The following is a 26,357-nucleotide window of genomic DNA, read 5'->3' as shown; positions in this document are numbered from 1 at the left end:
TGATGCGTCGACTGTCCGAGACCGCCGTCACCCGTCAAGGCAACAGCTGCCCGGACCGCCCTCCACTTAGCCAATCGGACGGCTACGCTCGAGGTCTGTACGTCGTTCGGGCGACTTGGGGAGGTCATGGGATGACGGAGGAAGGGCCCACGCCGGCCGCCTCGCCTTCCCTCTGGGAGCGCGACGAGGAGGTCGCCGCCGTGGAGCGGGCGATCGACATCCTGCGCGCGGACCGGTCCTCCTCGGGCAGCCTCCTGGTGTTCCGGGGCGAGGCGGGACTCGGCAAGACCGCACTGCTCACCGAGACGCGCCGGATCGCCGAGGCACGCGGCTGCACCGTCTGGTCCGCCCGCGGCGGCGAGACCCTCAGGTCCGTCCCCTTCAACGTCGTACGCCAACTGCTCCAGCCCGCGCTGGTCTCCCTGATGCCGGAGGAGGCGCGCGAGTATCTCGGCGACTGGTACGACATCGCCGGGCCCGCCCTCGGTGTGGCGGATCCCGGCGAGCGCCAGGCCGACCCGCAGGGCGTGTGCGACGGTCTGGTCGCCGCGGTGCGCCGGCTCGCCCGCCGCGACTGGCCGCTCGTCCTCGTGATCGACGACGCGCACTGGGCCGACCAGGAAACCCTGCGCTGGCTCGCCGCGTTCGCCGAGCGCCTCGACGACCTCTCCGTCCTGCTCGTGGTGGCCCGCCGCCCCGGGGACGTCACCGGCGAGAGCGCCCGCCACCTCGACGCCGTCTCCGCCGCCGCGGGCGGCCCGGTCACCACGCTCAGCGCCCTCACCCCGGACGCCACCGCCGGCCTCACCCGCGCCACCCTCGGCGCACACGCCGACGCCCCGTTCTGCCGCGAGGTCTGGGCCGTCACCGGCGGCAACCCCTACGAGACCGTCGAACTCCTCGCCAAGGTCCAGGACAGCGAACTCGAACCCGTCGAGGCCCAGGCCTGCGAACTGCGCGCCCTGAACCGCTCCGCGCGCGGCGGCGGCCTCGTCGCCCGCCTGGAGGGACTCGGCATCGAGGCCACCCGGTTCGCCTGGGCGGCGGCCATCCTCGGCACCGGCATCTCCGTCGGCCTCGTCGCCAAGCTCGCCACCATGGGCCGCGACGACGCCGTGCGCTGCGCCGAACTCCTGCGCAACGCCCGCATCCTCACCGAACCCGACCCGGCGGTCGTACCGGCCGACGACGGCGACCTGGAGTTCGTCCACCCGCTCATCGCCACCGCCGTCTACAACTCCATCCCCGACGCCCTGCGCACCGCCATGCACGGCATCGCCGCCCAGGTCGTCGCCGACTCCGGACTCGGCGCCGCCATGGCCTCCCGCCACCTGCTCCAGGTGCACCCGGACGACGACGAGGAACTCGTCGAGCAGCTGCGCGAGGCCGCCCGCGAACACGTCGCCGTCGGCGCCCCCGACGCGGCCCGCCGCTGCCTGGAACGGGCACTGCGGGAACCGCCCCGCCCGGAGACCCACGCGCGCGTGCTCTACGAACTCGGCTGCGCCACCCTGCTGACCGCGCCCGCCGTCACCGTCGACCACCTCCAGTCCGCGCTCGCCATGCCCGGCCTGGACGGCGCCGAACGCATCGAAGCCGTCTTCCGCCTCTCCCAGGCCCTGCTCCACAACGACCAGCTGGAGGACGCCGTCCGCACGGTCGAGGCGGAGGCCGCCCGGCTCGGGCCCGGGCCCGCACAGCTGCGGCTGCGGGCCGTCCAGTACATGTGGGAGGGCATCCACGCGGGCGAGACCAGCTCCCCGGGGCGCTCCGAGCGGCTCGCCGAACTCGCCGCGACCTGCGCCGGGCGCGACAACTCCGAGCGTGCCCTGCTCATCCTGCGCGGCTTCGACGCCATGACCCACGGCGAGAACGCGGAGATCGTCGTCGAGCTGAGCGACCGCGCCCTCGTCAACGGCCGCCTGGCACCCGGACTCGGCTGGACCGACACCGAGTGGGGCCTCGAGATTCTCATGATGCTCGCCAGCTCCTACACCTACACCGACCGGCTCGACCGCGCCGAGAGCATGTTCACCGAGGCCCTGCGCACCTACGAGTCGGCCGGCTGGAGCGGCGGCCACCTCGCCCTCGCGCACGCCTTCCTCGGCTTCGCGCACCGCCGGCGCGGCCGTCTCAGGGAGGCCGAGTCCACGCTGCGCGAGTCCCTGCGCATCGCCGAGCGCGTCGGCCGGGGACTGCCCCTGTACTGGTCGGCGACGTGCAACCTCGTCGACACGCTGCTCGCCCGCGGCCACGTCGACGAGGCCTGGGAGGTTGCCGAACAGTACGGTTTCGCCCCGCCCTATCCGTCCACCATCGTGCTGCCCGACCCGCAGTCCGTACGCGGCCGGCTGCTGCTCGCCGTCGGCCGCACCCAGGACGCGGTCAACGAGCTGGAGGCCGCGGAGAAGGCGGCGAACGCCCGCAGCCACCTCAACCCGGTGATGGCCCCCTGGGCGCTCGACCTCGCCCGCGCCCTCGCCACGACGGACCCGGTCCGCGCGGCCCAGCTCGCCTCCGACGCCCGGCGCCGCGCCGAGCGCTTCGGCACGGACACGGCGATCGGGGAGGCGCTGCGGTGCGCTGCCGCGCTGGAGACGGGGCAGCGGGCGGTGCGGTTGCTGTCCCAGGCGGTGACGTATCTGGAGTCCTCGCCGTGTCAGTACGAGCATGCGGCCGCGCGGGTGGAGTACGGGATCGCCGCGAGGTCGGTTGCCGAGATCAATCGGGGCTTGGCGCTTGCGCGGTCGTGTGGGGCGGACGGGCTGGTCGCGCAGGCGCGGGACGTGTTGGAGACGGGGAGAGGGCTGCGCTGAAGAGCTCGGCGCGAAAGGTGATTCGGCGTGTGCAGGCAGTTCGTGGCTTGTCGCGCCCACGCGGCGGAGCCGCACATCGACACAGCCCCGCGCCCCTATCGGGGCGCTACAGCGCCAGTAGTTGATCTGTGACCGCCTTCAACCGCTTCTGCACCTCGCTGTCGTACGTTTCCTCGTGTGCCCGTGCCGGGCTCGTTCCGTCGAAGTAGCCGCCCGTTCCCACGTCCTGGGTGGCCAGGGCCAGGACGCCCGGGGCGCCGTCCGCGACCGTGTTCCAGGGGGTGACGCCGCCCTCGCGCACCATCGCCGTGTCCATGAAGGTCGCCGGGTGCAGGACGTTCACCGCGACGCGCGTACCGGCCAACTCCTCGGCCAGGGTGAACGTATGGGCCGCCAGGGCGAACTTGGCGCGTCGGTATGCCGCGAAGCCGTCGTACCCGCGCCGGAACTCGATGTCGTCGAAGTCGACGGGGTCCTGGCCGACCGAGCCCACGTTGACGATCCGGGCGGGCGCGTTCGCGCGCAGCACCGGCAGCAGGGTGCGGGTCAGGATCACCGGCGCCAAGTAGTTGACGGCGAGCCGCAGTTCGTGGCCGTCGGCGCTCACCTCGCGCCCCGTGCCAGGGGCGCCCACTCCGACGCCCGCGTTGTTGATCAGTACGTCCAGGTCGGGACGGGCGTCGGCGACCTGCGCGCCCAGCTCCCGCACCTCGGCCAGGGAGGCCAGGTCGGCCAGGAACGCCTCGGCGTCGCCCTCGGTGCGCAGTTCCTCGACGAGCCGCTCGGTACGGCCCGGATCGCGGCCGTGGGCGAGAACGACATGGCCGGAGCGGACCAGCTCGAAGGCGAGGTGGCGGCCGAGTCCGGAGGTGGCGCCGGTGATCAGAATCGTGGACATGCCTCCACCGTAGGCCCGCTGTCGGGGCATGTGCGTGGTGTTGTCGAGGCTACGACCGGCAGGGTCACCCTTCTTCTTCCGCCAGCACGCGCTGTGCGGCGGCGAACGCCGAGTTGGCCGCCGGAACTCCGCAGTACACGGCCGTCTGGAGGAGTACCGCGCCGATCTCGTCGGGCGTCAGACCGTTGCGCCGGGCCGCCCGGACATGCATGGCCAGCTCGTCGTAGTGCCCGTGGGCGACCAGCGCGGTCAGAGTGATCATGCTGCGTTCGCGGCGGCTGAGCGTCGGGTCGGTCCAGATCTCGCCCCACGCGTAGCGCGAGATGAAGTCCTGGAAACGTGCGGTGAAGGGCGACTGCCGGTCCTGTGCCCGGTCCACGTGTGCGTCGCCGAGCACCTCGCGCCGCACCTCCATGCCCCGCTTGGCGCCACCGTCGAAGTGTGCGCGCAGAGCCGTCAGTACGGCCTCCGGGCACTGGGCGACCGCCAGATGCGAGGCTCCGGGGATCTCGACGAGCGCGGCGCCCGGCACCGCGTCCGCGATCTCCCGCAGATGCGCCGGCGGGGTCGCCGGGTCGTCCCGGCCCGCGACGAGCAGGGTGGGCGCGGAGATCTCCGCCAGCCGCTCCCGGATGTCGAAGGCGGCGAGCGCGTCACAGCAGGCGGCGTAGGCCTCGGGGTCGGCGTCCCGGTGGTCCTGGACGAGCCGGGGCACCGTGAAACCGGGGGTGAACCAGCGGGCGTCGGCGCTCTCCACGAGCCGGTCCATGCCCTCGGCGCGGACCTGCGCGGCCCGCTCCTCCCAGGACCTGGAGCCGTTGAAGTGGGACGACGAGCAGATCACGGCCAGCGACGACACCCGCTCCGGGTGGTGCACGGCCAGGTGCAGCCCGACCGCACCGCCCAGCGACACCCCCGCGTACGCGAACCGCCCGATGCCGAGCGAGTCCGCGAGCGTGAGCACCAGGTCGGCGAGGTCACCGACGGCGGCGCCGGGACCGATCAGGCCGGCCGCGCTGCCGCCGTGCCCCGGCAGATCCCAGCGGACCACCCGGTGGGTGACGGAGAGCTCGGGCGCGACCTTGTCCCACAGGGCGTACGACGTCCCGAGCGACGGTCCGAGGACCATCGGCGGAGCGGAAGCGGGGCCCTCGGTCAGGTGGTTGAGGAGTTTCTCGGTCAACGTCGCTCCAGAGCACGATCGGTGAGGGTGGCGGCGGCCCCCGTGTAACGGGCGGGGTCGGCGAGACTGTCGAGGTCGAGGCCCTTCAACTCCGGTTCTTCCGCCAGGAGTTCGCCCAGACTGCGGCCCTCGGCATAGGTGCGCTTCGCCAGCTCGGTCAGCAGGGACTTGGCACGCGCCCGGCCCAGTACCGGCGCCAGTTCGGCGGAGAGCCGCTCGGAGACGATCAACCCATGGGTGAGGTCCAGGTGTTCACGCATCACCTCCGCGTGCACCCGCAGCCCTTCGGTGAGTTCGGCGGCGTCCCGGACGGCGCCGCCGACCAGCCGGAGCAGGTCCCGCAGCGGTTCCCACTCCGCGTGCCAGGCCCCCGCCGGCCGCTCGTCCTCCGCGGTCAGCGCGCCGTACAGCGTGGCCGCGAGCTGCGGCGCCCGCCGGGCCGCGGCCGCGATCAACGTGGACCGTACCGGATTCGCCTTGTGCGGCATCGCCGACGAACCACCCCCGCTGCCCTCCGAGACCTCGGCGATCTCGGTACGGGCCAGCGTGAGCACGTCCGTGGCGACCTTCCCCAGCGCTCCGGCCGTGAACGCCAGACATCCGGCGAGATCGGCGATCGGGGTGCGCAGGGTGTGCCAGGGAAGCCCGGGCGCCTGAAGGCCGAGTTCCCGGGCGTACGCCGCCGGCAGCGCGGTCGGATCGGTGGCGCCGTACGCGGTGAAGGCGGCCAGGGTCCCGGCCGCACCGCCGAGCTGGGCGGGCAGCGCGTTCCGTACCGCCGTGATCCGGTCCCGTGCGTCCAGTACCAGCGACCGCCACCCGGCCGCCTTCAGCCCGAAGGTCGTCGGCACGGCGTGCTGGGTGAGCGTGCGTCCCGGCATCGGGGTGTCCCGGTGCTCGGCGGCCAGCCGGGCCAGTGCCGCCTCCGTCCGCCCGAGATCGGCACGGACCAGGTCGAGCGTGCGCACGGCCACCAGCACCGTCGCCGTGTCCATGATGTCCTGGCTCGTCGCACCCCGGTGGACGTACGGACCGTACTGCCCGCCGACCGCTTTCGTGAGGTCGGCGACGAGCGGGATCACCGGGTTGCCGCCTCCGCGCGCGCGTACGGCGATGTCCCGAGCGTCGAAGTCCCCGGACCGGGCGGCCGCGGTCACCGCCGTGGCGGCCTCCTCGGGAGCCAGGCCCAGCGTCGCCTGGGCGCGGGTCAGCGCGGCCTCCGCGTCGAGCAGCGCGCGCAGATACGCGGCGTCGCTCGTCGCGGAGGCGGCGGGGGAGCCGGCCCACCCGGGGGCGAGCAGACCGGCGTCGGGTTCGGCAGAAGTCACTGGAACTCCAGGAAGACCGTCTCGCCTTCGCCCTGAAGGCGGATGTCGAAACGGTAGGTCCCCTTGCCGTCGTCCGTCGCGATGAGCGTGCCCCGGCGCGCCTCGTCCACCTGGGCGAGCAGCGGGTCGGCGGCGAGCGCCGCGTCGTCACCCGGGAGGTAGATCCGGGTGTAGAGGTGCACGAGGAGCCCGCGCGCGAAGACGCACACGCTGAGATACGGCGCGCTCTTCCCGCGGGCGCCCGGCCGCAGCGTCCGCGCGGACCAGTGGCCGTTGGCGTCGGTCTGGACGCGCCCCCAGCCGGTGAACTCCACGCCGTTGCGGCCCAGGAAGCCGCCGCTCGCGGGGTCGCGCCGCATGGAGCCGTCGACCGTCGGTACGTTGCCGTCCGGGTCGGCGCCCCACAGCTCCACGAACGCGTCCGGGAGCGGCTTGCCCTCGCCGTCGTGGACGTATCCCTGGACCGCGATGGTATCGGGGTGGCCGACGGGCGCGATGTCGCCGCCGCCGGGGAAGGGGAGGGCGTGGCCGTAGAAGGGCCCGACCGTGTGCGACGGAGTGGGCAGCACCGTCTCGGGACGGCTCGTGTCGATCCTCGTCATGACAGGTCAGCGCCCTTCTTCGATCCAGGTGGCGTTCGGGCCGTCGAGCACGACGTCCCAGTGGTAACCCATCGAGAACTCCGGCACCGACAGGTTGTGGTCGTACGTCGCGACGAGGCGCTGCCGGGCCGCGTCGTCCGTCACCGACTGGATGATCGGGTCGTACGGGAACAGCGGGTCGGCCGGGAAGTACATCTGCGTCACGAGCCGCTGGGTGAACGCCGTCCCGAAGAACGAGAAGTGGATGTGCGCCGGGCGCCAGGCGTTGAGGTGCTGACGCCACGGGTACGGGCCCGGCTGGACCGTGGTGAAGTGGTAGTGGCCGTCGCCGTCGGTGAGGGTGCGGCCGACGCCCGTGAAGTTCGGGTCCAGCGGGGCGTCGTGCTGCTCGCGCTGATGGGCGTACCGGCCGGCCGCGTTGGACTGCCAGATCTCGACCAACTGGCCGCGCAGCGGGCGCCCGTTGCGGTCGAGCAGCCGCCCGGAGACGGTGATCCGCTCACCGATCGGCTCACCGTTGTGCTGCCGGGTGAGGTCGTTGTCGATCTCGGTGATGTCCCGCTCGCCGAAGGCGGGGGAGTGCAGCTCCACCAGCTCCGGGTCCTTGGACACGTCGATCGTGACCGGCGGCTGCTTGGGGTGGCGCAGGACCGAGGAGCGGTACGGCGCGTAGTCGCGGCGCGGCTGGTGCTCGACGGGGCCGCCGTCGGCGAGCCGCTTCTCGTAGGCGGCGTGCTCGGCCGCGATCTCCTGGTCGATGTCGTGCTGGGTGAGAGTCATGGGAAGGTCCTGGGTTCTCTGAAACTCGGGGGCGGTGTCGCGCCCCCGAAGGGGCGCGGGGAACTGCGCGACCAGCCACAGACGGCCCGCAGTCGCAATCGATGCCTAGCGCTCCAAGACGAGAGCGAGTCCTTGACCGACACCGATACACAACGTGGCCACACCAACTCCACTCCCCTTGCGAGCGAGTTGGTGGGCGACCGTACCGGCGAGACGGGCCCCGGAAGCACCCAGCGGATGGCCGAGGGCGATCGCCCCGCCCTGCGGGTTGAGGATCGCGGGGTCGAACTCGGGCCACTCGGCAACACATCCGAGCACCTGCGCGGCGAACGCCTCGTTCAGCTCCAGGACCGACAGATCGTCAAACCCCTTGCCCGCCTTGGCGAGTGCCCGGTTGACGGCCTCTACGGGGGCGAGCCCGAAGTAGTCCGGATCGAGGGCGTTCACACCGGTCGCGGAGACCCGGGCCAGCGGCTCCCGCCCCGTGGCCCGCAGGCCCTCCTCGTCCACCAGCAGCAGGGCCGCCGCACCGTCGTTCAAAGGGGACGCGTTGCCCGCGGTGACCGTTCCCCCGTCGGGCCGGAAGGACGGCTTGAGCTTCGCCATCGCGGCCAGGGAGGCGTCGGCCCGTACGCACTCGTCGGCGCCGAAGACCACCGGGTCGCCCTTGCGCTGCGGGATCGACACGGGCGCGAGCTCGGCGTCGAAGAGCCCGGCCTCCTGCGCCCTGGCCGCCTTCTGGTGCGAGGCCAGCGCGAACTCGTCCTGCTGCTCACGTGTGATCTTGTGCTTGTCGGCGATGAGTTCGGCCGACTCGCCCAGCGGGATCGTCCACTGCGGGTCCATCCCCGGGTTGACCATGCGCCAGCCGAGCGTGGTCGAGTACAGCTCGGTGTGCCCGGCGGGGAAGGCCCGGTCGTTCTTGGGCAGGACGTACGGCGCGCGGGTCATCGACTCCACGCCGCCCGCCACGGCGATGGAGGCGTCCCCGACCGCGATGGCGCGGGCCGCCTGGATCACCGCCTCCAGACCGGAGGCGCACAGCCGGTTGACGGTGACGCCGGGTACCGAGGTCGGCAGGCCCGCGAGCAGGGCGCCCATGCGGGCGACGTTGCGGTTCTCCTCGCCGGCGCCGTTGGCGTTGCCGAAGTAGACGTCCTCGATGCGGGAGGGGTCCAGGCCGGGCGTACGGGCGAGGAGTTCGCGGATGGCGTGGGCGGCCAGGTCGTCCGGGCGCACCGAGGACAGGCCGCCGTTGTAGCGGCCGATCGGGGTGCGGACCGCGTCGACGAGGTAGACGGGCTTCACAGCAGTTCCTCCGCGACGGTCAGCTTGGCGTCGGTCTTGGCGATGATCTCGTCGGCCAGGACGCCGGGGGCGGTCTCGATCAGCGCGAGCCCCTCCGGCGTCACGTCGATCACGCCGAGGTCGGTGATGATCCGGTTCACGCACGCCTTGCCGGTCAACGGCAGCGCGCACTCCTCGAGGATCTTCGCGGAGCCGTCCTTGGCGGTGTGGGTCATGACCACGATGACGGTACGGGCGCCGTGGACGAGGTCCATAGCGCCGCCGATCCCGGTGATCATCTTGCCGGGGATGGCCCAGTTGGCGAGGTCGCCCTTGGCGGAGACCTGCATGGCGCCCAGCACGGCGACGTCGATGTGACCGCCGCGGATCATCGAGAAGGACAGCGCCGAGTCGAAGAAGGAGGCACCGGGCAGGACCGTGACGGTCTCCTTGCCGGCGTTGATCAGATCCGGGTCGACCTGGTCCTCGGTGGGGTAGGGGCCGGTGCCCAGGATGCCGTTCTCGGACTCCAGGATCACCTCGACGCCGGCCGGGAGGTAGTTGGGGATCAGCGTGGGCAGGCCGATGCCGAGGTTGACGTACTGCCCGTCCTGAAGCTCGCGCGCCGCGCGCGCGGCCATCTGCTCACGTGTCCAGGCCATCACGCACTCACCGTCCGCTGCTCGATCCGCTTGTCGGCGGCCTGCTCCGGAGTCAGTGCCACCACCCGCTGCACGAAGATCCCCGGCAGATGCACCGCGTCCGGTTCGATCTCTCCGGGCTCGACGAGTTCCTCGACCTCGGCGATCGTCACCCGCCCTGCCATCGCCGCGAGGGGGTTGAAGTTGCGCGTGGACTTGTTGAAGACGAGGTTCCCGTGCCGGTCGCCCCTGGCCGCCCGCACCAGCGCGAAGTCCGTGCGGATGCCGCGCTCCAGCACGTACTCGGTGCCGTCGAACTCCCGCACCTCCTTCGGCGGCGAGGCGAGCGCGACGCCGCCCTCACCGTCGTAGCGCCACGGCAGTCCGCCCTCGGCGACCTGGGTGCCCACCCCCGCCGGGGTGAAGAACGCGGGGATGCCCGCCCCGCCGGCGCGCAGCCGCTCGGCGAGCGTGCCCTGCGGGATCATCTCGACCTCGAGCTCGCCGGACAGGTACTGCCGCGCGAACTCCTTGTTGGCCCCGATGTAGGAGCCGGTCACCCGGGCGATCCGGCCGGCGGCGAGCAGGATCGCGAGCCCGGACTCCATGGCGCCGCAGTTGTTGGAGACCACGCCGAGGCCGCTGACCTCACGCTCGTACAGGGCCTGGATCAGCACGTTCGGCACACCGCTGAGTCCGAAGCCGCCGACGGCGAGTGTCGCGCCGTCCGGCACATCGGCCACCGCCTCGGCGGCGGTGGCGACCACCTTGTCCATGCGTGAAGCTCCATCCCGCTGATTAATCAGGGCACTGAGTATTTCGGTGAAGTTTTCTTCACGCTGTCACCGGACGGGGGCGACGTCAAGACCTCTGAGAAGTGCGAGGTCACAACGGTGGGCGACGTTGCAGACAGTCTGTGGCTCGCCCGGTATCGTTCAGTGCACTTACGAATCCGACCTTCAGGGAGCGCACATGGCCGCGGTGGACCTCACCACCCACCCCGGGCACCTGGCCCGGCGGCTCCAGCAGGCGCACTACCTGCTCTGGAACACGATGGTCTCGGAGGAGATCACCTCGCCGCAGTTCGCGGTCCTCAACGCGCTCGTCGCCGAGCCGGGCCTCGACCAGCGCACGGTGGGCGAGCGGGTGGGTCTGGACCGGTCCACCATCGCCGAGGTGATCAGCCGTCTGGGCCGCCGCGGGCTGGTCGACAAGGTGCGCGATCCGCAGGACGGCCGGCGGTTCCTGCTGCGCCTCACCGACGACGGGCTGCGCACCCACCGCAAGCTGACCGTGCGCACGGCCCGGATGAACCAGGTCTTCCTGGCCCCGCTCTCCGCCGAGGAGCAGTCCGTCTTCTTCGAACTGATCCAGCGGGTCTCGGACGCGGCCGAGGGGCTCCGCAACCCCGCGGAACCCCTCGTCGCCCAGCGCTAGGCCTTGGCGAAGAGCACCCAGACCTGATCCTTGGCGAAGTTCACCGGGTCGCCGTCACTCGTCGTGAACGTCGTGCCGTCCGTCGCCTTCTCGCGCTTCCAGTCGACGGTGTACGCCTTCCCGCCGCGCAGCACCTTCGCCTTCCCGGAGCCCACCGTCTCGGTGTACGGCGTGTTGTTGCCGAGGAAGTCGTGGAAGTCGGACTTGCGGATCTTCACGTACTGCACGACGACCGTCGCCGGGGCGAGCCTCTTGCCGGCGGTCGTCACGGTCGGTGTGCCGTCCATCGAGACCAGATAGCGGTCCCGGCTCGAGGACCAGGTGAACCGGAAGGCGGCCGCCGGGTAGCGCACGGTCTCCGAGGTGTCCTTCGTCCCGCCGGACGACGGGGCGGCGCCATAGGTGAAGCCGGTGGTCAGGGCATCCGCGCCCGGGACCGAGGGCATCAGCCGGTCCGGGCGCAGATAGAGGTTGTGCGGGGAGGGCTTGGCGGTGCCCCGGAAGTAGGCGTCGGACGTCTTCTCGGGTGTCTGCGGGTTCAGCGGCGCCTTGTCGATCAGCGGCATCAGCTTCCCCTGGGCGCCGGAGAAGGCGAGTGTCGGGTGGTCGAACTGGCGCAGCAGCTCCAGATCGGACTCCCTGGCGCTGCGCACCGGCCCGATGACCTTGGGGAGCTTGGTCGCGTACACCGCCATCAGCCGGCTCAGTCCGCCCTCGACCTGCTCGGCGTAGATGATGTCCGCGGAATCGGTGCCCGTGTGCGGGCGGGCCGCCCGTGCGTTGTCGATCTTCACGGCGAGCGCCGACTCACCGGTCAGCCCGCTCTGCGATGGCTCTTGGCTCGGGTCCTGGTCCTGGTTTTCGTCCTGGTCCTGGGTCTGGTCCGTTCCTCGTCCGTCGTCGGCCGGGCCGGGCTGCTCGGTGCCCGTGCAGCCCGCCGCCAGGGAAATCGTCAGCGCGGCGGCCAGGAGCGCCGCCGTAGTCATGGCGTGTCTCTTGCGCGCCCTTTGTCCCATGCCCACCGTCGCCACCCAAGTCTCGTTTCACTGATTGTGCGCTTATATGTTTATTGGTGGCCATACCCGGTGGGATTTGATCGGCCGAGGTGAATACCTCCGAGGAGCGCGTAGCTACGCCGAGCGGCCCACAGCGCGGTTCGGCGCAGGCGCCCCGGGTACCCGGGGCGCCTGCGCAGAGCCCGAAGGGAGTGGCGTGATGAAGGCAGTGACCTGGCAGGGCAAGCGGGACGTACGGGTGGAGAACGTGCCCGATCCGGGGATCCAGGAACCCACGGACGCGGTCATCCGCGTCACCTCCACCGGGCTGTGCGGCTCGGACCTGCATCTGTACGAGGTGCTCACCCCGTTCATGACGCCGGGCGACATCCTGGGACACGAACCGATGGGCATCGTCGAGGCGGTCGGTGCGGCGGTACCGGATCTGAAGGCGGGCGACCGGGTCGTGGTGCCCTTCCAGATCGCCTGCGGCAACTGCTGGATGTGCCTCAACTCGCTGCCGACCCAGTGCGAGACCACCCAGGTCACCAGCGAGGGCATGGGCGCGGCCCTGTTCGGCTACACCCGCCTCTACGGCGCGGTCCCCGGCGGCCAGGCCGAGTACCTGCGCGTCCCGCAGGCCCAGTACGGCCCCATCAAGGTGCCCGAGGGCCCGCCGGACGACCGCTTCGTCTACCTCTCCGACGTGCTGCCCACCGCCTGGCAGGCCGTCGCCTACGCGGACATCCCCGAGGGCGGCAGCGTCGCCGTGCTCGGCCTCGGACCCATCGGCGACATGGCCTGCCGTATCGCCCAGGTGCGGGGCGCGGGACAGGTGTTCGGGGTGGACCTGGTGAGCGAGCGGTTGCGCCGGGCACGCGCGCGTGGTGTGCAGACGTACGACCTGAGGAGCTTCGACAGCGAGAAGGAGCTCGTCCAGGCCATCCGTGACGAGACCGACGGCCGGGGCCCCGACGCGGTGATCGACGCGGTGGGCACCGAGGCCCACGGCAGTGCGGTCGCCCGGCTGGCCCAGCAGGCCTCCGCCCTGCTGCCGCGCCGGATCAGCGGGCCGTTCGCGGAGCGGTTCAGCGTCGACCGGCTCGCCGCTCTGCACACGGCCATCGAGCTGGTACGCCGTGGCGGCACGATCTCCCTGTCCGGCGTCTACGGCGGCATGGCCGACCCGCTGCCCATGCTCACCATGTTCGACAAGCAGCTCCAGATCCGGATGGGCCAGGCCAACGTGCGGCGCTGGAGCGACGAGATCATCCCGTACCTGACCGACGAGGACCCGCTCGGCGTCGACGACTTCGCGACCCACCATGTGCCGCTGTCGGACGCCCCGCACGCGTACGAGATGTTCCAGAAGAAGCAGGACGGCGCGGTGAAGGTGCTGATGCGGCCCTAGGTCCCCGGCGGCTCAGCCCAGGATCTCGTTCAGGTCGTACCTGACGGGCTCCTCCAGCTGCGCGTAGGTGCAGCTCTCCGGCTCACGGTCCGGACGCCAGCGGCGGAAGCGGGCCGTGTGCCGGAACCGTACGCCGTTCTCCATGTGGTCGTACGCCACCTCGGCCACCCGTTCCGGCCGGATCGCCACCCACGACAGGTCCTTCTTGCCCGACCAGCGGCTCGGCGCCCCGGGCAGCCGGGCGCTCTCGTGCGCCGCCTCGTCCGACCAGGCCGCCCAGGGGTGCCCGGAGGCATCCTCCATGCGCAGCGGCTCCAGTTCCGCCACCAGCTCGGCCCGCCGCTTCATCGGGAAGGCCGCCGACACGCCCACGTGCTGGAGGGTGCCCTCGTCGTCGTGGAGACCGAGCAGGAGCGAACCGACGATCGGGCCGCTCTTGTGGAAGCGGTAGCCGGCGACGACCACGTCCGCCGTGCGCTCGTGCTTGACCTTGAACATGGCACGTTCGTCCGGGAGGTAGCGCAGGGTGAGCGGCTTGGCGATGACCCCGTCGAGGCCTGCCCCCTCGTACTGCTCGAACCACCGCTGAGCCACCTCGAGGTCGGTGGTCGCGGGGGCCACGTGCACCGGGGCGGTCGCACCGGACAACGCCGTGGTCAGCAGCCTTCTGCGGTCGCTCTGCGGGACGTCCAGGAGTGACTCGTCCTGGAGGGCCAGCAGGTCGAAGGCCACGAAGGACGCCGGCGTCCGCTCGGCGAGCGTGCGGACCCGGGAGGCCGCCGGGTGGATGCGCTCGGTGAGCGCGTCGAAGTCCAGGCGGCCGTCCCGTGCGATCACGATCTCCCCGTCCAGCACACAGCGCTCGGGGACCCTCTCGTGCAGAGCGGCCACGAGCTCGGGGAAGTACCTGGTCAGCGACTTGCCGGTACGGCTGCCCAGCTCGACCTCGGCCCCGTCGCGGAACACGATCGCCCGGAACCCGTCCCACTTCGCCTCGTACTGCATGCCCGGCGGGATCCTGGCCACCGACTTGGCGAGCATCGGCTTCACGGGCGGCATCACCGGCAGATCCATGCTGTCGATTCTGCGCCCATGAGGACGCATATGCCCGGTGTGCGAGGTTTGCGTGCCACGCCTACCGTGGCTCGCATGGGTGCAGCGGTGGAACTGGAGGCGGGCGGCCGGAGTGTCCGGCTGTCCAGTCCGGACAAGATCTTCTTCCCGGAGCGCGGGTTCACCAAGCTCGACCTGGCCCGCTACTACCAGGCGGTCGCCCCCGGCATCCTGCGCGCCCTGCGCAACCGCCCCACCACCCTGGAGCGCTACCCGGACGGCGTGACCGGCGAGTCCTTCTTCCAGAAGCGCGCGCCGAAGAACATGCCCGACTGGATCCCGACCGCTCACATCACCTTCCCCAGCGGTCGCAGCGCCGACGAGATGTGCCCCACCGAGGAGGCCGCCGTCCTGTGGGCCGCCCAGTACGGCACGCTCACCTTCCACCCCTGGCCGGTACGCCGCGACGACGTCGACCGGCCCGACGAACTCCGCCTCGACCTCGACCCGCAGCCCGGCACGGACTACGCCGACGCCGTGCGCGCGGCGGGCGAACTCCGCGCCGTACTGGAGGAGTTCGGTGGACTGCGCGGCTGGCCGAAGACGTCCGGCGGACGGGGCCTGCATGTGTTCGTGCCGATCGAGCCCCGCTGGACCTTCACGGAGGTCCGCAGGGCCGCGATCGCGGTGGGCCGGGAGATGGAACGGCGGATGCCGGACCAGGTGACGATCAAGTGGTGGAAGGAGGAGCGCGGTGAGCGCATCTTCATCGACTACAACCAGACCGCCAGGGACCGCACCATCGCGTCCGCCTATTCCGTACGGCCCCGCCCGCACGCCCCTGTTTCCGCACCCCTGCGCTGGGACGAGGTCGGCGAGGCGCACCCGCGGGACTTCGACCTCGCCACCATGCCCGCGCGCTTCGCCGAACTCGGCGATGTGCACGCGGACATGGACGAGCATGCCTTCTCGCTCGACGCGCTGCTGGAACTGGCACGCCAGGACGAACACGACCACGGTCTGGCTGACCTGCCGTACCCGCCCGAGTATCCGAAGATGCCGGGAGAGCCCAAGCGGGTACAGCCGAGCCGGGCCAGACACGACGACACGTGACGGTGGATCAGCCGCGGGCGGCCAGCCGCCACAGCGAGGTCGTCTCCCTGGCGCGGGCCGCGTGGAGGGGATCACCGGGGTCCGTCGCGCGGCGGTGACGCGGCCTGGTGTCGATCCTCCCGCGTACCCGCAGTCCCGCGCCCTCGATCGCCGACAGCAGCTCGCCGCGTGAGCGAAGCCCCAGATGCTCGGCCAGGTCCGACAGGACCAGCCAGCCCTCGCCGCCCGGCGCGAGATGGCCGGCCAGTCCGTCCAGGAAGCCGTGGAGCATGGTGCCGCCGGGGTCGTAGACGCCCTGTTCCAGCGCGGAGGACGGCCGGGCCGGGAGCCACGGCGGGTTGCAGACGACGAGGTCGGCGCGCCCTTCGGGGAACAGTCCCGGACCCGTCACCTCGACGTGCTCGGCCAGGCCCAGCCGTCGGGCGTTCTCACGGGCGCAGACCAGGGCGCGCGGGCTGATGTCGGTGGCCGTGACGCAGCCGACTCCCCGGCGGGCGAGCACGGCGGCGAGCACTCCTGTCCCGGTGCCCAGGTCGAACGCGGTGCGGGGAGCCGGCACGGGGAGGGGCGCCGTCGCGACGAGGTCCACGTACTCGCCCCTGACCGGGGAGAACACGCCGTAGTGGGGGTGGACGCGGGCGCCGCCGAGGGCGGGTACCTCGACGCCCTTGCGGCGCCACTCGTGTGCGCCGAGCACGCCCAGCAACTCCCGGAGCGAGACGGCCACGGGGCCGCGGGGCGGACCGTAGGCCGCGGCACATGCCTCGCGGACGTCCGGGGCCCTGCGCAGGGTCAGAGTGTGGTCGTCCGTCAGCAGCACCACCAGGCGGCCCAGGACCCGGGCACGGTGGCCGCGGGCCCTGCGGTACAGGTGGAAAGAGTCGCTCGGGCTGTCGCCGGGCCGTGGCGGCTTGCGGTCGATGCGACGGCCGACGGCCTCCAGGAGACGGCGCGCGTGGGGGAAGTCGCCCTGCCAGAGCAGCGCGGTGCCCTCGCAGGCCAGACGGTGGGCGGTGTCGGCGCGCAGGCGGTCGTCGGCGACGATTACGCGTCGCGGGGCGGGGGCCGCGCTCTCGGAGTGCCAGCGGGCGTGTCGGACGGTGTCGGTGCGGGGCTCGGTCCAGGAGATGGTGGACACGGTGAACTCCTCGTGGTCGAACGTGCGGATACACGAAGAGCACTTCGACGAGGAGCACGAGAGGCGGCCGACGCGATGGCGTGGCCGCGGTGAAGGGGCAGGTGGGCTCTCTGTGAGCGCCGGGGCTACCGCTCCCGCGTCGAAGCGCGAGCGGGGACGTCGCCGAGCACCATGCCGAGTGTCATGACCTGTCCTGTCGGGGCTGTCGGGGCTGCCGGGAGGGAACGGCAGCAGGCTCGCACGTGGCCTCGCCGCCGGGCAAACCGTTTGCGGGGTGCGGCCCACCGTCACCGCGGTGGGCCGCACCCCTGGGGTCACCGGAGAGCGGCGCTCACAACTCCTTGATCCTGATGTCCCGGTACGAGACCACGTCCGTGGTGCCGTGCACCTGGAGTCCGAGGTAGCCGGAGGCGAACCGTCGCCCGTCCGTGCCCGGGTCGTCCGAGCGGGGCGGGGTGAAGTCCTGGCCGCCGATGTTGTCGAACTCGTTGATCAGCACACCGTTGCGGTAGACCGAGTAGTGCTGGTCGACCACCCGGATCTCGTAGTCGTTCCAGGTGCCCTTCTGGGTCACGCCCGCGCCGGCCAGGCCCACGCGGTCGAAGCCGTAGACCGAGCCCGTCTTGTACATGTCGCCGTCGGGCCGGTCCAGGACCTGCACCTCGTGGCCGTACTTGATGGCGACCCACTCCGGCCGTGACTCCTCCGGATGGTCGTGGATCCACGGGAAGCGCACGAACACACCCGAGTTGGCGTTGCCGGTGCCCGGCGCGTCGTCCCGCCACTGGAGCCGCAGCGAGAAGTCGCCGTACTTGCGCTCCGGGAACCACAGCATGCCGAGCCCGTCCTTGGTCGTGCCGGAGGTGATCGAGCCGTCGGCGTTCAGCCCGAACGAACCGCCGCCCACCTGCTGCCACTTGGCGAACGACGCGGCGCTGCCGTCGAGGATGGTCCGATAGCCCTCGGTCTGCCCGGGCGTGCCGATCCCGGACTGCCGGGCGGCCTTCTGGACGGCGTTGTACTCGCGCTGGTCGACGACCCCTTCCTTGAGGAGCTTGTCGAGGACCGTCTTCACGTGCTTGACGAACAGCGCGTGGGAGGTCCACTCCTTCTCGTCCTCGATCAACTCGTTGATACGGCACCGGCTGTTGGTGAGCCGGTTGGGCACACCCGAGTCGACCTCGCCGACGATCACCGTCAACCGCTCGTCGAACTCCGGGCAGTTGGGGGCCGGGACCTGGCTGGACACGACGGTGAAGGTCACCGTGCGAGCGGCGGCGGTGTTGCCCGCCTTGTCGGTGGCCCGGTAGGCGAGGGTGTGGGTGCCGGCGCGGTCGACGATCACCGGTGTGGTGTATGCGATGTACGGTCCACCGTCGATCGAGTACTCGATCCGGTCGACACCGGAACCGTGCTCGTCCGTCGCGCTCACGGTCACCTTGGCGTTGCCGACATAGGCCCCGGCCGCGTTCTTCGTGCCCTCGACGGTCACCCCCGTCGCCGGCGGTGTGGTGTCCGGGGTGGGTGTCGCGACGACCGTGAACCGCACGCTCTTCTCGGCGGCGACGTTGCCCGCCTTGTCGGTGGCCCGGTAGCGCACGGTGTGGGTGCCGAGCTGGTGCACCATCACGGGCGCGACGTACGTCTGCCAGGCCCCGTCGCCGACGGCGTACTCGATGGTGTTGACGCCGGAGCCGGTGTCCGAGGCGGACACGGTCACCGTCGCCATGTCGAGGTACGCCCCGTCCGCGTTCCGCTCGCCGGTCACCGTCGCCGAGGTGTCCGGGGGAGCGGTGTCGTCGGAGGGCGGCGCGACCACCGTGAACTGGACGCTCTTCTCGGCGGAGACATTGCCCGCCTTGTCGAGCGCCCGGTACCGGATCTTGTGACTGCCGACCTGGTCGACGACGACCGGGGTGGTGTACGGCAGCCAGTCGCCCGAATCGCCGACCGCGTACTGTATACCGTCGACCCCGGACCCGCCTTCGTTGTCCGTCGCGCTGATCGCGACACTCGCCGAGCCGACGTACTCGCCCTGTGCGTTCTGTGTCCCGGTCACCTGCGCCGCCGTCGTGGGCGGGGTGGTGTCCTCGCCGGTGCCCTCGGTCACCACGAGGATGCCCTGCATCTGTCCATGGCCCGGGATCGTGCAGTGGTAGAAGTAGCGGCCCGGGGTGAGGGTGACCTCGGCGGTGTGGCGGCCGCCCATGTCGTCGTTCGGGTTGGCGAGGATGTTGAGTTCCACATCGTTGTTGAACTCGGGGTCCGAGGTCACGAACGTCAATGTGTGCGGCATACCGGTGGTGTTGCCGGTCGCCACGCTGTTCTCGAAGACGATCGTCGCCTGACCCGCCACCGCGGTCGTCGGCGCCGACGTGTACTTGGTGATGTCGTCGCCGGCCGTCCAGGTGAGTGTCTGGGCGGCGGCCCCCTGCGCCACGGGCTGCTGGGCGGAGACGGGTGCCGACTGCAGCCCGAGCATGATCAGTACGGCGGCCAGCAGAGCCGTCCAGATTCTTCGTCGCTGTGTCACCGGACAGCCCCCCTTGCCAGCTGACCGGCGGCCGGAGTGGGACCGCCGCCCTTGTAAGTGATGTGCCACAGCGCCGACTTGGCGTCCGAGGTGAAGAATCCGCGGCCGTAGTCGAGCACGTACAGCGAGCCGTCCGGACCGAACTTCCAGTCCATGAGGTTCTTGATGCCGTCGTTGCCGATGGGCACGATCTTCTTCAACGACTCGGAGTGCACGGGCAGTCCGCCGTCCCCGTGCGTCTTCGGATCGGTGATGACGGCGTTGCGCGGCTGGTCGGCGTCGTAGAAGTCACCGACGAACCACTTGCCGTCCCAGTACGCAGGCCACTTGACCTCGCTGGCGCTCTCCGTGTCGTAGCGGTAGACCGGTCCGTTCATCGCGGCCTGTCCGCCGCCCTTCAGCCACGGCAGCAGATACGTCGACTCCTCCTGCTTGTAGGAGGGGATGCCGTTCGCGTCGCGCGGGAAGTCCGGTGCGCCGCCCTGCGGCGAGTACCAGATGTTGTTGCCGGTGACCGGCGGAAGGTTGACGAGGCCGTCGTTGTTCGGGGACTCGTTCTTCGGGTGGTCGCAGTCGTACCAGCCCAGCGGCTTCGTCGGGTCGGGGAGGTTGCGGTCGCGATAGGGCTGCTTGTTGCCCATGCAGTACGGCCAACCCCGGTTGCTCGCCTTGGTGATGACGGCGAACGTGTCGTACTTGGCCGGACCCCAGGTCGTCGAGGGCGCCGAGGCGTCCGGGCCGACCCAGCCGGCGTACAGGATGTCGGTCTTCCGGTCGACGAAGATACGGGCGGGGTTCCTGACCCCCATCACATAGATCTCGCCGCGGGTCTTGCCGCCGCCCTCGTCGGTCTCCTGCCCGGTGAAGAGGTTCCCGGCGGGCAGCGCGTACGTCCCGTCCGGCTCCGGGTGGATGCGCAGGATCTTGCCGTTGAGGTTGTGGGTGTTGCCGGCGGTGCGCCGCGCGTCGGCGAAGGAGACGCCCTTGTAGTTCGGCTCCGGGTTGTTGCCCGAGTAACCACCGCTGAAGCCACTGGAGTTGTTGTCACCGGTCGCGATGTACAGGTTGCCCTTCGAGTCCCAGGTCATCCCGCCGCCCGCATGGCAGCAACTGTGGATCTGCACCGGCCACTTCAGCAGCACCTTCTCGCTGCCCAGATCCAGCTTGTTGCTCGCCAGGTCGAGCGTGAACCGGGAGACCCGGCGCTCGGCCATGCGCGTCTCGCGGTTGATCTGCGCGTGCGGTGTGTAGTGCAGATACACCCACCCGTTGTCCTCGAACCGCGGATCGAGCTCGATGCCGAGGAGCCCCTCCTCGACCTTGACCAGCTCGTCGCCGCCGCCCTTGTTGCCGAAGACCGTCAACGCCCCCGCGAGGGTGACCTTCCTGGTCTTCGGGTCGTAGACATGGATCTCGCCCCGGCCCTTGCCGATGTCGGGGTTGTTCCAGTCGGTGACCACGGGCTGCGAGGAGTCCGCGCCGCCCCGCCCGATGTAGAGCACCCGGCCGTCGGGCGCGGTGACCAGGCCGTGCGGCTCGCCGATCTGGTCGTTCTGCCCCGCCTGGTTGGGCTGGGTGAGGCGCTCCGCCTTGTAGTTGCCGGTGATGGTCGCTTTGCAGTCGGCCTGCACCAGCCGCGAGGTCCACAACAGGGCACCGCGCAGATGCGTGCGGAAGTCGCTCTCGTCGTACGACGACACCGTGCCGCCCATGCCGGTGTAGAAGGAGCGGCCGCCGTCGTAGTCACGGCACCAGCTCACCGGGTGGTCCCAGCCGTTCTTGCTCGCTCCCGGCTGATACGTCGACTCGCGGACCCGGGCCACCGTGTGGACCTCACCCGACGGGTTCTTGGCCCAGTTGAACCACTGATCGGGCCGCTTCCACTGCACCGGCAGATCCTTGGTCGCCGGATGCCGGCGGTCCCCGACCTCGACGACGGCCCGTTGTACGGCCGTTGGGCTGGAGGCCGCCGGGCGGGCGCCGACCAGTCCTGTGAACCAGTCCGAGTACGGCTCGGCGCGCGCCGCGTCATGGACGCCGACGAAACCGCCGCCCGCCTCCATGTAGGCCTCCAGGCCGGCCTCCTGCTCCGGATCGAGGATGTCACCGCCGCCGGTCAGGAAGACGATCGCGTTGTACCGCCCGAGCTTCGTCTCGTCGGTGAACACCGACGCGTCGTCGGTGGCCACCGTCGTGAACCGCTGCTCCGTCGGCCCGGACAGGCCGATCCTCTCGATCGTCTCGATCCCCGCGTTCACGACCGGCGACTCCTCCCCGGCCGCCGCGGAACCGTAGAAGACCAGTACGCGTACATTCGCGCCGCCTGGCGGCGACTTCACGGACATCGTTGTCAGGGGCGGTTCCGGGGCCGGACGCGCGCTGGCGGCGGGACCCGACAGCAGTCCGGCGACGACGATCCCGGCGGTCACGCCCGCCACGCCGACCCGTCTTCTCGCGCTCAGTCCTCGTAAGTGCATGGGCACCTCCTCGGTCACAGCAACAGCGCGATGGAAGCTAGACCTCTTTGCGCAACTCGCCAATACCTATGACCGAGTTGGGGTCAACTTTGTCCTGAGCGTGGAAAAACAGCGGAACGGCCGGTACCGTCTCACAGGTTCATCACAGGTGCGTCTCCGCAAGTTCCGTATCAGGGTGGGGAGTTCCACGTGGACAGACGCGGGTTCAATCGACGAGTACTGCTGGGCGGCGCGGCCGTCGTGGGCAGCGGGGCCGTCGCGACATCGTTGTCGCTGGCGCCGGACGCCGCGAGCGCCGACGGGCCGGCCAGGACCGCACCGGCCGGGGGCGAGGTGAGACGCATCAAGCTGTACGCCGAGAAGCTCGCCGACGGGCAGCTGGGCTACGGCTTCGAGAAGGGCAAGGCGACGGTCCCCGGCCCGCTCATCGAACTCAACGAGGGCGACACGCTGCACATCGAGTTCGAGAACACCATGGACATCGCGGCGAGCCTCCACGTCCACGGCCTCGACTACGAAATCACCAGCGACGGCACCAAGTTGAACAAAAGCGACGTCGAGCCCGGCGGCACCCGTACCTACACCTGGCGCACCCACGCCCCCGGTCGCCGCAAGGACGGCACCTGGCGGGCGGGCAGCGCGGGCTACTGGCACTACCACGACCACGTGGTGGGGACCGAGCACGGGACGGTCGGTATCCGCAAGGGCCTCTACGGTCCGGTGATCGTGCGGCGCAAGGGCGACGTCCTCCCGGACAAGACGTACACGATCGTCTTCAACGACATGCTCATCAACAACAAGCCGGCGCACTCCGGGCCGAACTTCGAGGCCACGGTGGGCGATCGCGTCGAGTTCGTGATGATCACGCACGGCGAGTACTACCACACGTTCCACATGCACGGTCACCGCTGGGCCGACAACCGTACGGGCATGCTCACCGGCCCCGACGACCCGAGCCAGGTCATCGACAACAAGATCGTGGGCCCCGCGGACTCCTTCGGCTTCCAGGTGATCGCGGGGGAGGGCGTCGGGGCGGGCGCGTGGATGTACCACTGCCATGTCCAGAGCCACTCCGACATGGGGATGGTCGGGCTGTTCCTGGTGAAGAAGACGGACGGCACGATCCCGGGGCACGAGCCGCACGAGCACGATCACTGACGCGAGAGGTCGAACAGGGTCCATTCCGCGCCGGGGTGCTCCTGGAGGTAGAGGCGGGGGCCGCGGCAGACGACCCGGCGGCCCCCGAGGCGGGTACCGTTCGGGCGGGTCAGCCGGGCCGTCTCCAGGGCCTCGACCGTGGTCGCGGTGAGCCGGCCGGTGACGAGCCGGTCGTGTGTGTCGCCGGGGCCGCCGAAGAAGGCGACACGTCCGCCGTGGACGACGACGCCGTGGGCGTATCCGACCGGCGTGGTGCGGACGCGGGTCGGTCGGCCGTCCCGGACTTCCAGGAGAGGGAAGTCCGTGTACGGGTAGGCCCAGGTGGCGCGATGGTCGACGTTGAGGGCATAGCAGTCGAGGACGGGCTGGTCGCCGGGGGCCGCTACGTACTCCCACACCGGCCTTCCCGCGCTGCTCCACCGACGTATGCCGGGCTCGCTGAGCCGGTCGCCCAGGACGCCTTGGTCGAAGTGGCCGACCCATACGTGCCCCGACTCGTCGGTCAGGAGGTGCTCGATGCCGTCGCCCACCCGGAAGCTGCCCGAAGGGCGACCCAGGGCGTCGAATACCTGTACTTGGTCGTCCCCGGCCCGACTGCGCACGTCGGCCAGCAGGAATCCGCCGTCCGGCAGGGCGTCGATCATCGGGTGACGTGGCAGTACCGCGCTCAGAGGCGTCTCGTCCGCGTGGCCGTCCTCGACGGTGACCACCAGTGCGTCGTACGGACCGTGCGGGCTCCGAGTGCCGCAGAGCAGCCAATGCGCACGCCCGAAGGCGTCGACGGTGCTGTGCAGTACGTCCCGGTCGCGGTACTCGCGGGGCAGACGCGCGTACGGGGTCAGGTGGCGGTCAGCGGGCATGGGCCCTTCTCGTGGTCATACGGCGATGATCTGGCCGTCCCGAGCTCGTGAGCAAGCGGATTGCGGTCCCCGGAGAGCGCTCTCACGACGCCTCCGGCCAGGGCTATCCTGATCCGCAACCGCGAGGAGGGCCCCGAAGTGACCGAGACAGCGCCGCGTCCCACGCTGGAGGCCGTGGCCGAGCGGGCCGGGGTCTCGCGGGCCACCGTGTCCCGGGTGGTGAACGGTGGGGACGGGGTGCGGGAGCCGCTCGTCGAGCGGGTCCGGCGGGCGGTGGAGGAGCTGGGATACGTGCCCAACCAGGCCGCCCGCAGCCTGGTGACGCGCCGGCACGACGCGATCGCCGTCGTCGTCGCCGAACCGGAGACCCGGGTCTTCGCCGACCCCTTCTTCGCGCTGCAACTCAGGGGAATCAGCAAGGAGTTGACGGCCCACGACAACCAGCTGGTCCTGCTGCTGACCGAGGGGCGCGACGACCACGCCCGGGTCGGCCGCTACCTCGCCGGCGGCCATGTCGACGGGGCGCTCGTCTTCTCCCTGCACCTCGACGATCCGCTGCCCGGACTGATCCAGCGGGCCGGTGTCCCGACGGTGTTCGGCGGGCGGCCCGGGTGGAGCGACGGCAGCCGTGACGTGGTGTTCGTCGACAGCGACAACCGGGGTGGGGCGCGGGACGCCGTACGCCATCTCGTGAACCTCGGCCGCACGCGCGTCGCGCACATCACCGGTGCCCTGGACCAGACGTCGGCGGTGGACCGGCTGGAGGGGTTCCGGGACATCATGGGGGACGCCGGTCCGCAGCTGGTGGTCGAGGGGGACTTCACTCCCGGGGGCGGGGAACGGGCGATGCGGGAGCTGCTCGAGCGCTGCCCGGACGTCGATGCCGTGTTCGCCGCGAACGACCTCATGGCGTCCGGGGCGCTGCGGGTACTGCGCGAACGGGGACGGCGCGTGCCTGACGACGTGGCCGTGATCGGGTTCGACGACATGCTGCCGGTGACGGAACAGACCGATCCGCCGCTCACGACGATCCGTCAGGACATCGAGGAGATGGGGCGGTTGATGGCCCGGCTGTTGCTGGGGACGGCCGGCGCCGCGTCCAGCGTCGTGCTGCGGACGACGCTGGTGCGGCGGGCCTCCGCCTAGGCGTACGCGCGCAGCTTGTCCAGCGTCAGCTTCAGGAGCGCCGCCCGGAAGCCGGGCTCCGCGTCGTCGCCGTCCTCGTGCTCGTTCGGCCGGTCGGTCCAGCCGCCCTGGCGCAGTCGCTCCAGCAGATGAGTCCATTGCGCGGTCACATCCTTCGAGGGCTGCTTTCCGAGATCCAGGAAGAAGCCGACGGAGCTGATGAACCGGGCCTCGACATCGGGCCGTTGGAGCTCGGCCGTCAGCCGGTCGTACGCTCCCGGCTCGTCGCGGTGGAGTGCTCCGTCCACGCTCGCCACGCGCAGACCCGGGTCGGCCGATCCGGCCTGGCCCGCGAGTGCCGCGGAGGCGGCACGGGAGTCGGCCTCCTCGGTACAGCGAATCGTGGCGAGGGCGTACGCCGCCGAGCGCACGACCTCGATATCGGGGTCGTGCTCCATCGCCTCGATCAGTGCGGCGACGGCCCGTGACTCCTCGGGCAGTCCGGGCGCGATGGTGTCCAGCCCGCCGGCGGCGTGCGCCCGTACCAGCGGGTCGGGGTGACCGAGTGCCGCGAGGAACAGCTCGACCGGCGGGTCGTCCATGCGTCGGTCGGCGTGGAGCGCGGGATAGCAGCTCAGGACCTCGCTGAAGGTGAACGGGTCCTGGTCCGGCACGCAGAGACGGTCGAGCGTCTCGCGGACGGCGTCGTGCAGGCACACGTCGTTGATGTGGAGCGTGATGGCGAGGGTCTCCACGCCCAGCGCGACGCGGTCCGGTGCGGCGCTCCCGCACAGGTCGAGTGCCTCCCTGATGCGCAGGGCGTCCAACTGCCGGTCCGCCCAGGTCTCGTCGTCCTGCCGTTCACAGAGGGCAACCAGCAGCCCGTAGCGGTCGTCGCTCCCCGCCGGGTGCGCGAGGGCCCGCTCCAGCGTCTCCCGGGCAGCGCGCCGCGCACGGTCGATGTCGTCCGCGGGGAGAGGAGCGTAGCGGCGTACGGCGTCATGAAGCAGTTCGACGGTCACGCCGAACGTGACCACGTAGTCGAGGGACTCCGGGTCCGTCCCGGACAGTTCACGGAACTTCCCGCCCTGCTCACCCACGCGCCGCAGCCGAGCACCCACTTCGGCGGCCAACTCGTCGTCGACGGTGTCCAGCGCGGCACCCGCCCCGAACTCCGACAGGAAGGCGGTCCAGGCACGCACCAGGTCGGCCGGCGCATCGCCATGCGCGGCGAACATCCGCTCCACGCGTTCCCGTACGGCCCGATCCCGGCACACGGCATCGCAGAACGGCCCGGCGATGCCGTCGAACCAGGCCGGAGACGGCTCCCGGGCCATCGCCTGAGCCAGCTCCCGTATCGCCCAGGCCGTGTCCCGCTCCTGGGCGATCTCGCCGGCTGAGGTCGCCCGTACCTCCGGCTCGGGCGACCTCAGCCGTACGGACAGCTCGCGCTGCCGCTCCTGGTCTTTCCGAGCCCGGCGCTCGGTGAACGTCCTGAACATCCCGACAGGCTACGGGCGCG

21 protein-coding genes are annotated in these 26,357 nt (G+C 71.0%); 6 read left to right on the top strand and 15 right to left on the bottom strand.

Annotated features, from left to right (window positions below):
* Window positions 1-131: 131 nt before the first annotated feature.
* Window positions 132-2,816, top strand: a complete 2,685-nt coding sequence (locus tag QF037_RS09530; protein ID WP_307023638.1) for an ATP-binding protein — start codon at window positions 132-134, stop codon at window positions 2,814-2,816.
* Window positions 2,817-2,922: 106 nt separating this feature from the next.
* On the opposite strand, the gene QF037_RS09525 is transcribed toward QF037_RS09530, so the two are convergent.
* The 8 genes from QF037_RS09525 to QF037_RS09490 form a co-directional block, all read right to left on the bottom strand.
* The gene (locus tag QF037_RS09525) at window positions 2,923-3,714 is read right to left on the bottom strand and encodes an SDR family NAD(P)-dependent oxidoreductase (protein ID WP_307023637.1); all 792 of its coding nucleotides are present in this window, start codon (window positions 3,712-3,714) and stop codon (window positions 2,923-2,925) included.
* Between the two features lie 64 nt (window positions 3,715-3,778).
* Window positions 3,779-4,897: a bifunctional 3-oxoadipate enol-lactonase/4-carboxymuconolactone decarboxylase PcaDC gene (gene pcaDC, locus QF037_RS09520; protein WP_307023636.1), complete on the bottom strand. Its 1,119-nt coding sequence runs from the start codon at window positions 4,895-4,897 to the stop codon at window positions 3,779-3,781.
* Window positions 4,894-6,225 carry a 3-carboxy-cis,cis-muconate cycloisomerase gene (gene pcaB / locus QF037_RS09515; protein ID WP_307023635.1) on the bottom strand — a complete coding sequence of 444 codons (1,332 nt, stop codon included), beginning with the start codon at window positions 6,223-6,225 and terminating at the stop codon, window positions 4,894-4,896. Before pcaB ends, pcaDC begins: the two co-directional genes overlap by 4 nt.
* Window positions 6,222-6,827 carry a protocatechuate 3,4-dioxygenase subunit alpha gene (gene pcaG, locus QF037_RS09510; protein WP_307023634.1) on the bottom strand — a complete coding sequence of 202 codons (606 nt, stop codon included), beginning with the start codon at window positions 6,825-6,827 and terminating at the stop codon, window positions 6,222-6,224. The genes pcaB and pcaG overlap by 4 nt, the downstream gene beginning before the upstream one ends.
* A gap of 6 nt (window positions 6,828-6,833) precedes the next feature.
* Window positions 6,834-7,607 (bottom strand): protocatechuate 3,4-dioxygenase subunit beta, encoded by a 774-nt coding sequence (gene pcaH / locus QF037_RS09505; protein WP_307023633.1) that lies wholly within the window; start codon window positions 7,605-7,607, stop codon window positions 6,834-6,836.
* Between the two features lie 105 nt (window positions 7,608-7,712).
* Entirely contained in the window at window positions 7,713-8,915 is a 1,203-nt protein-coding gene (locus QF037_RS09500; protein WP_307023632.1) for a thiolase family protein, read from the bottom strand.
* Window positions 8,912-9,556 carry a CoA transferase subunit B gene (locus tag QF037_RS09495; protein WP_307023631.1) on the bottom strand — a complete coding sequence of 215 codons (645 nt, stop codon included), beginning with the start codon at window positions 9,554-9,556 and terminating at the stop codon, window positions 8,912-8,914. The genes QF037_RS09500 and QF037_RS09495 overlap by 4 nt, the downstream gene beginning before the upstream one ends.
* Window positions 9,556-10,311, bottom strand: a complete 756-nt coding sequence (locus QF037_RS09490) for a CoA transferase subunit A (RefSeq protein WP_307023630.1) — start codon at window positions 10,309-10,311, stop codon at window positions 9,556-9,558. The genes QF037_RS09495 and QF037_RS09490 overlap by 1 nt, the downstream gene beginning before the upstream one ends.
* Window positions 10,312-10,507: 196 nt before the next feature.
* Here QF037_RS09490 and QF037_RS09485 point away from each other — a divergent pair, with 196 nt between their 5' ends.
* Entirely contained in the window at window positions 10,508-10,972 is a 465-nt protein-coding gene (locus tag QF037_RS09485; RefSeq protein ID WP_266885666.1) for a MarR family winged helix-turn-helix transcriptional regulator, read from the top strand.
* On the opposite strand, the gene QF037_RS09480 is transcribed toward QF037_RS09485, so the two are convergent.
* Window positions 10,969-11,958 carry a DUF3048 domain-containing protein gene (locus QF037_RS09480; RefSeq protein WP_307023629.1) on the bottom strand — a complete coding sequence of 330 codons (990 nt, stop codon included), beginning with the start codon at window positions 11,956-11,958 and terminating at the stop codon, window positions 10,969-10,971. The genes QF037_RS09485 and QF037_RS09480 overlap by 4 nt on opposite strands.
* 229 nt (window positions 11,959-12,187) lie before the next feature.
* On the opposite strand from QF037_RS09480, the gene QF037_RS09475 reads away from it, so the two are divergent.
* Complete coding sequence (locus QF037_RS09475; protein ID WP_307023628.1) at window positions 12,188-13,378, top strand: zinc-dependent alcohol dehydrogenase; 1,191 nt, start codon at window positions 12,188-12,190, stop codon at window positions 13,376-13,378.
* Between the two features lie 12 nt (window positions 13,379-13,390).
* Here the strand turns inward: QF037_RS09475 and QF037_RS09470 are convergent, their stop codons facing one another.
* On the bottom strand, window positions 13,391-14,452 hold the full coding sequence (locus QF037_RS09470; RefSeq protein ID WP_307023627.1) for an ATP-dependent DNA ligase: 1,062 nt from the start codon (window positions 14,450-14,452) through the stop codon (window positions 13,391-13,393).
* Window positions 14,453-14,527: 75 nt separating this feature from the next.
* On the opposite strand from QF037_RS09470, the gene ligD reads away from it, so the two are divergent.
* The gene (ligD, locus tag QF037_RS09465; protein ID WP_307023626.1) at window positions 14,528-15,544 is read left to right on the top strand and encodes a non-homologous end-joining DNA ligase; all 1,017 of its coding nucleotides are present in this window, start codon (window positions 14,528-14,530) and stop codon (window positions 15,542-15,544) included.
* A 7-nt stretch (window positions 15,545-15,551) separates the two neighbouring features.
* Here ligD and QF037_RS09460 read toward each other — a convergent pair whose 3' ends face one another.
* The 3 genes from QF037_RS09460 to QF037_RS09450 form a co-directional block, all read right to left on the bottom strand.
* Window positions 15,552-16,682, bottom strand: coding sequence for a class I SAM-dependent methyltransferase (locus QF037_RS09460; RefSeq protein WP_307023625.1), 1,131 nt, complete (start codon window positions 16,680-16,682; stop codon window positions 15,552-15,554).
* 331 nt (window positions 16,683-17,013) lie between these two features.
* A complete protein-coding gene (locus QF037_RS09455; RefSeq protein WP_307037068.1) occupies window positions 17,014-19,164 on the bottom strand; it encodes an OmpL47-type beta-barrel domain-containing protein in 2,151 nt (716 codons plus the stop codon).
* A 47-nt stretch (window positions 19,165-19,211) separates the two neighbouring features.
* The gene (locus tag QF037_RS09450; protein ID WP_307023624.1) at window positions 19,212-21,692 is read right to left on the bottom strand and encodes a ThuA domain-containing protein; all 2,481 of its coding nucleotides are present in this window, start codon (window positions 21,690-21,692) and stop codon (window positions 19,212-19,214) included.
* A gap of 189 nt (window positions 21,693-21,881) precedes the next feature.
* On the opposite strand from QF037_RS09450, the gene QF037_RS09445 reads away from it, so the two are divergent.
* Entirely contained in the window at window positions 21,882-22,850 is a 969-nt protein-coding gene (locus tag QF037_RS09445; protein ID WP_307023623.1) for a multicopper oxidase domain-containing protein, read from the top strand.
* On the opposite strand, the gene QF037_RS09440 is transcribed toward QF037_RS09445, so the two are convergent.
* Complete coding sequence (locus tag QF037_RS09440) at window positions 22,844-23,710, bottom strand: hypothetical protein (RefSeq protein WP_307023622.1); 867 nt, start codon at window positions 23,708-23,710, stop codon at window positions 22,844-22,846. The two genes, QF037_RS09445 and QF037_RS09440, sit on opposite strands and share 7 nt — an antisense overlap.
* 138 nt (window positions 23,711-23,848) lie before the next feature.
* On the opposite strand from QF037_RS09440, the gene QF037_RS09435 reads away from it, so the two are divergent.
* The gene (locus QF037_RS09435; RefSeq protein WP_307023621.1) at window positions 23,849-24,856 is read left to right on the top strand and encodes a LacI family DNA-binding transcriptional regulator; all 1,008 of its coding nucleotides are present in this window, start codon (window positions 23,849-23,851) and stop codon (window positions 24,854-24,856) included.
* Here QF037_RS09435 and QF037_RS09430 read toward each other — a convergent pair.
* Window positions 24,853-26,337 carry a HEAT repeat domain-containing protein gene (locus tag QF037_RS09430; RefSeq protein ID WP_307023620.1) on the bottom strand — a complete coding sequence of 495 codons (1,485 nt, stop codon included), beginning with the start codon at window positions 26,335-26,337 and terminating at the stop codon, window positions 24,853-24,855. The genes QF037_RS09435 and QF037_RS09430 overlap by 4 nt on opposite strands.
* Window positions 26,338-26,357 lie beyond the last annotated feature (20 nt).

The organism is Streptomyces canus, assembly GCF_030815415.1.
Lineage (GTDB): Bacteria > Actinomycetota > Actinomycetes > Streptomycetales > Streptomycetaceae > Streptomyces > Streptomyces canus_F.
Note: the sequence above shows the minus strand (reverse complement) of the source record. Positions and strands in the feature narration are given on the sequence as shown.

Coding starts and splice junctions, on each gene's coding strand:
- QF037_RS09530 (WP_307023638.1), top strand. CDS start 132: ATGACGGAGGAAGGGCCCACGCCGGCCGCCTCGCCTTCCCTCTGGGAG.
- QF037_RS09525 (WP_307023637.1), bottom strand. CDS start 3,714: ATGTCCACGATTCTGATCACCGGCGCCACCTCCGGACTCGGCCGCCAC.
- pcaG (WP_307023634.1), bottom strand. CDS start 6,827: ATGACGAGGATCGACACGAGCCGTCCCGAGACGGTGCTGCCCACTCCG.
- pcaH (WP_307023633.1), bottom strand. CDS start 7,607: ATGACTCTCACCCAGCACGACATCGACCAGGAGATCGCGGCCGAGCAC.
- QF037_RS09495 (WP_307023631.1), bottom strand. CDS start 9,556: ATGGCCTGGACACGTGAGCAGATGGCCGCGCGCGCGGCGCGCGAGCTT.
- QF037_RS09490 (WP_307023630.1), bottom strand. CDS start 10,311: ATGGACAAGGTGGTCGCCACCGCCGCCGAGGCGGTGGCCGATGTGCCG.
- QF037_RS09485 (WP_266885666.1), top strand. CDS start 10,508: ATGGCCGCGGTGGACCTCACCACCCACCCCGGGCACCTGGCCCGGCGG.
- QF037_RS09480 (WP_307023629.1), bottom strand. CDS start 11,958: ATGACTACGGCGGCGCTCCTGGCCGCCGCGCTGACGATTTCCCTGGCG.
- QF037_RS09475 (WP_307023628.1), top strand. CDS start 12,188: ATGAAGGCAGTGACCTGGCAGGGCAAGCGGGACGTACGGGTGGAGAAC.
- QF037_RS09470 (WP_307023627.1), bottom strand. CDS start 14,452: ATGGATCTGCCGGTGATGCCGCCCGTGAAGCCGATGCTCGCCAAGTCG.
- ligD (WP_307023626.1), top strand. CDS start 14,528: ATGGGTGCAGCGGTGGAACTGGAGGCGGGCGGCCGGAGTGTCCGGCTG.
- QF037_RS09455 (WP_307037068.1), bottom strand. CDS start 19,164: ATGCTCGGGCTGCAGTCGGCACCCGTCTCCGCCCAGCAGCCCGTGGCG.
- QF037_RS09450 (WP_307023624.1), bottom strand. CDS start 21,692: ATGCACTTACGAGGACTGAGCGCGAGAAGACGGGTCGGCGTGGCGGGC.
- QF037_RS09440 (WP_307023622.1), bottom strand. CDS start 23,710: ATGCCCGCTGACCGCCACCTGACCCCGTACGCGCGTCTGCCCCGCGAG.
- QF037_RS09430 (WP_307023620.1), bottom strand. CDS start 26,337: ATGTTCAGGACGTTCACCGAGCGCCGGGCTCGGAAAGACCAGGAGCGG.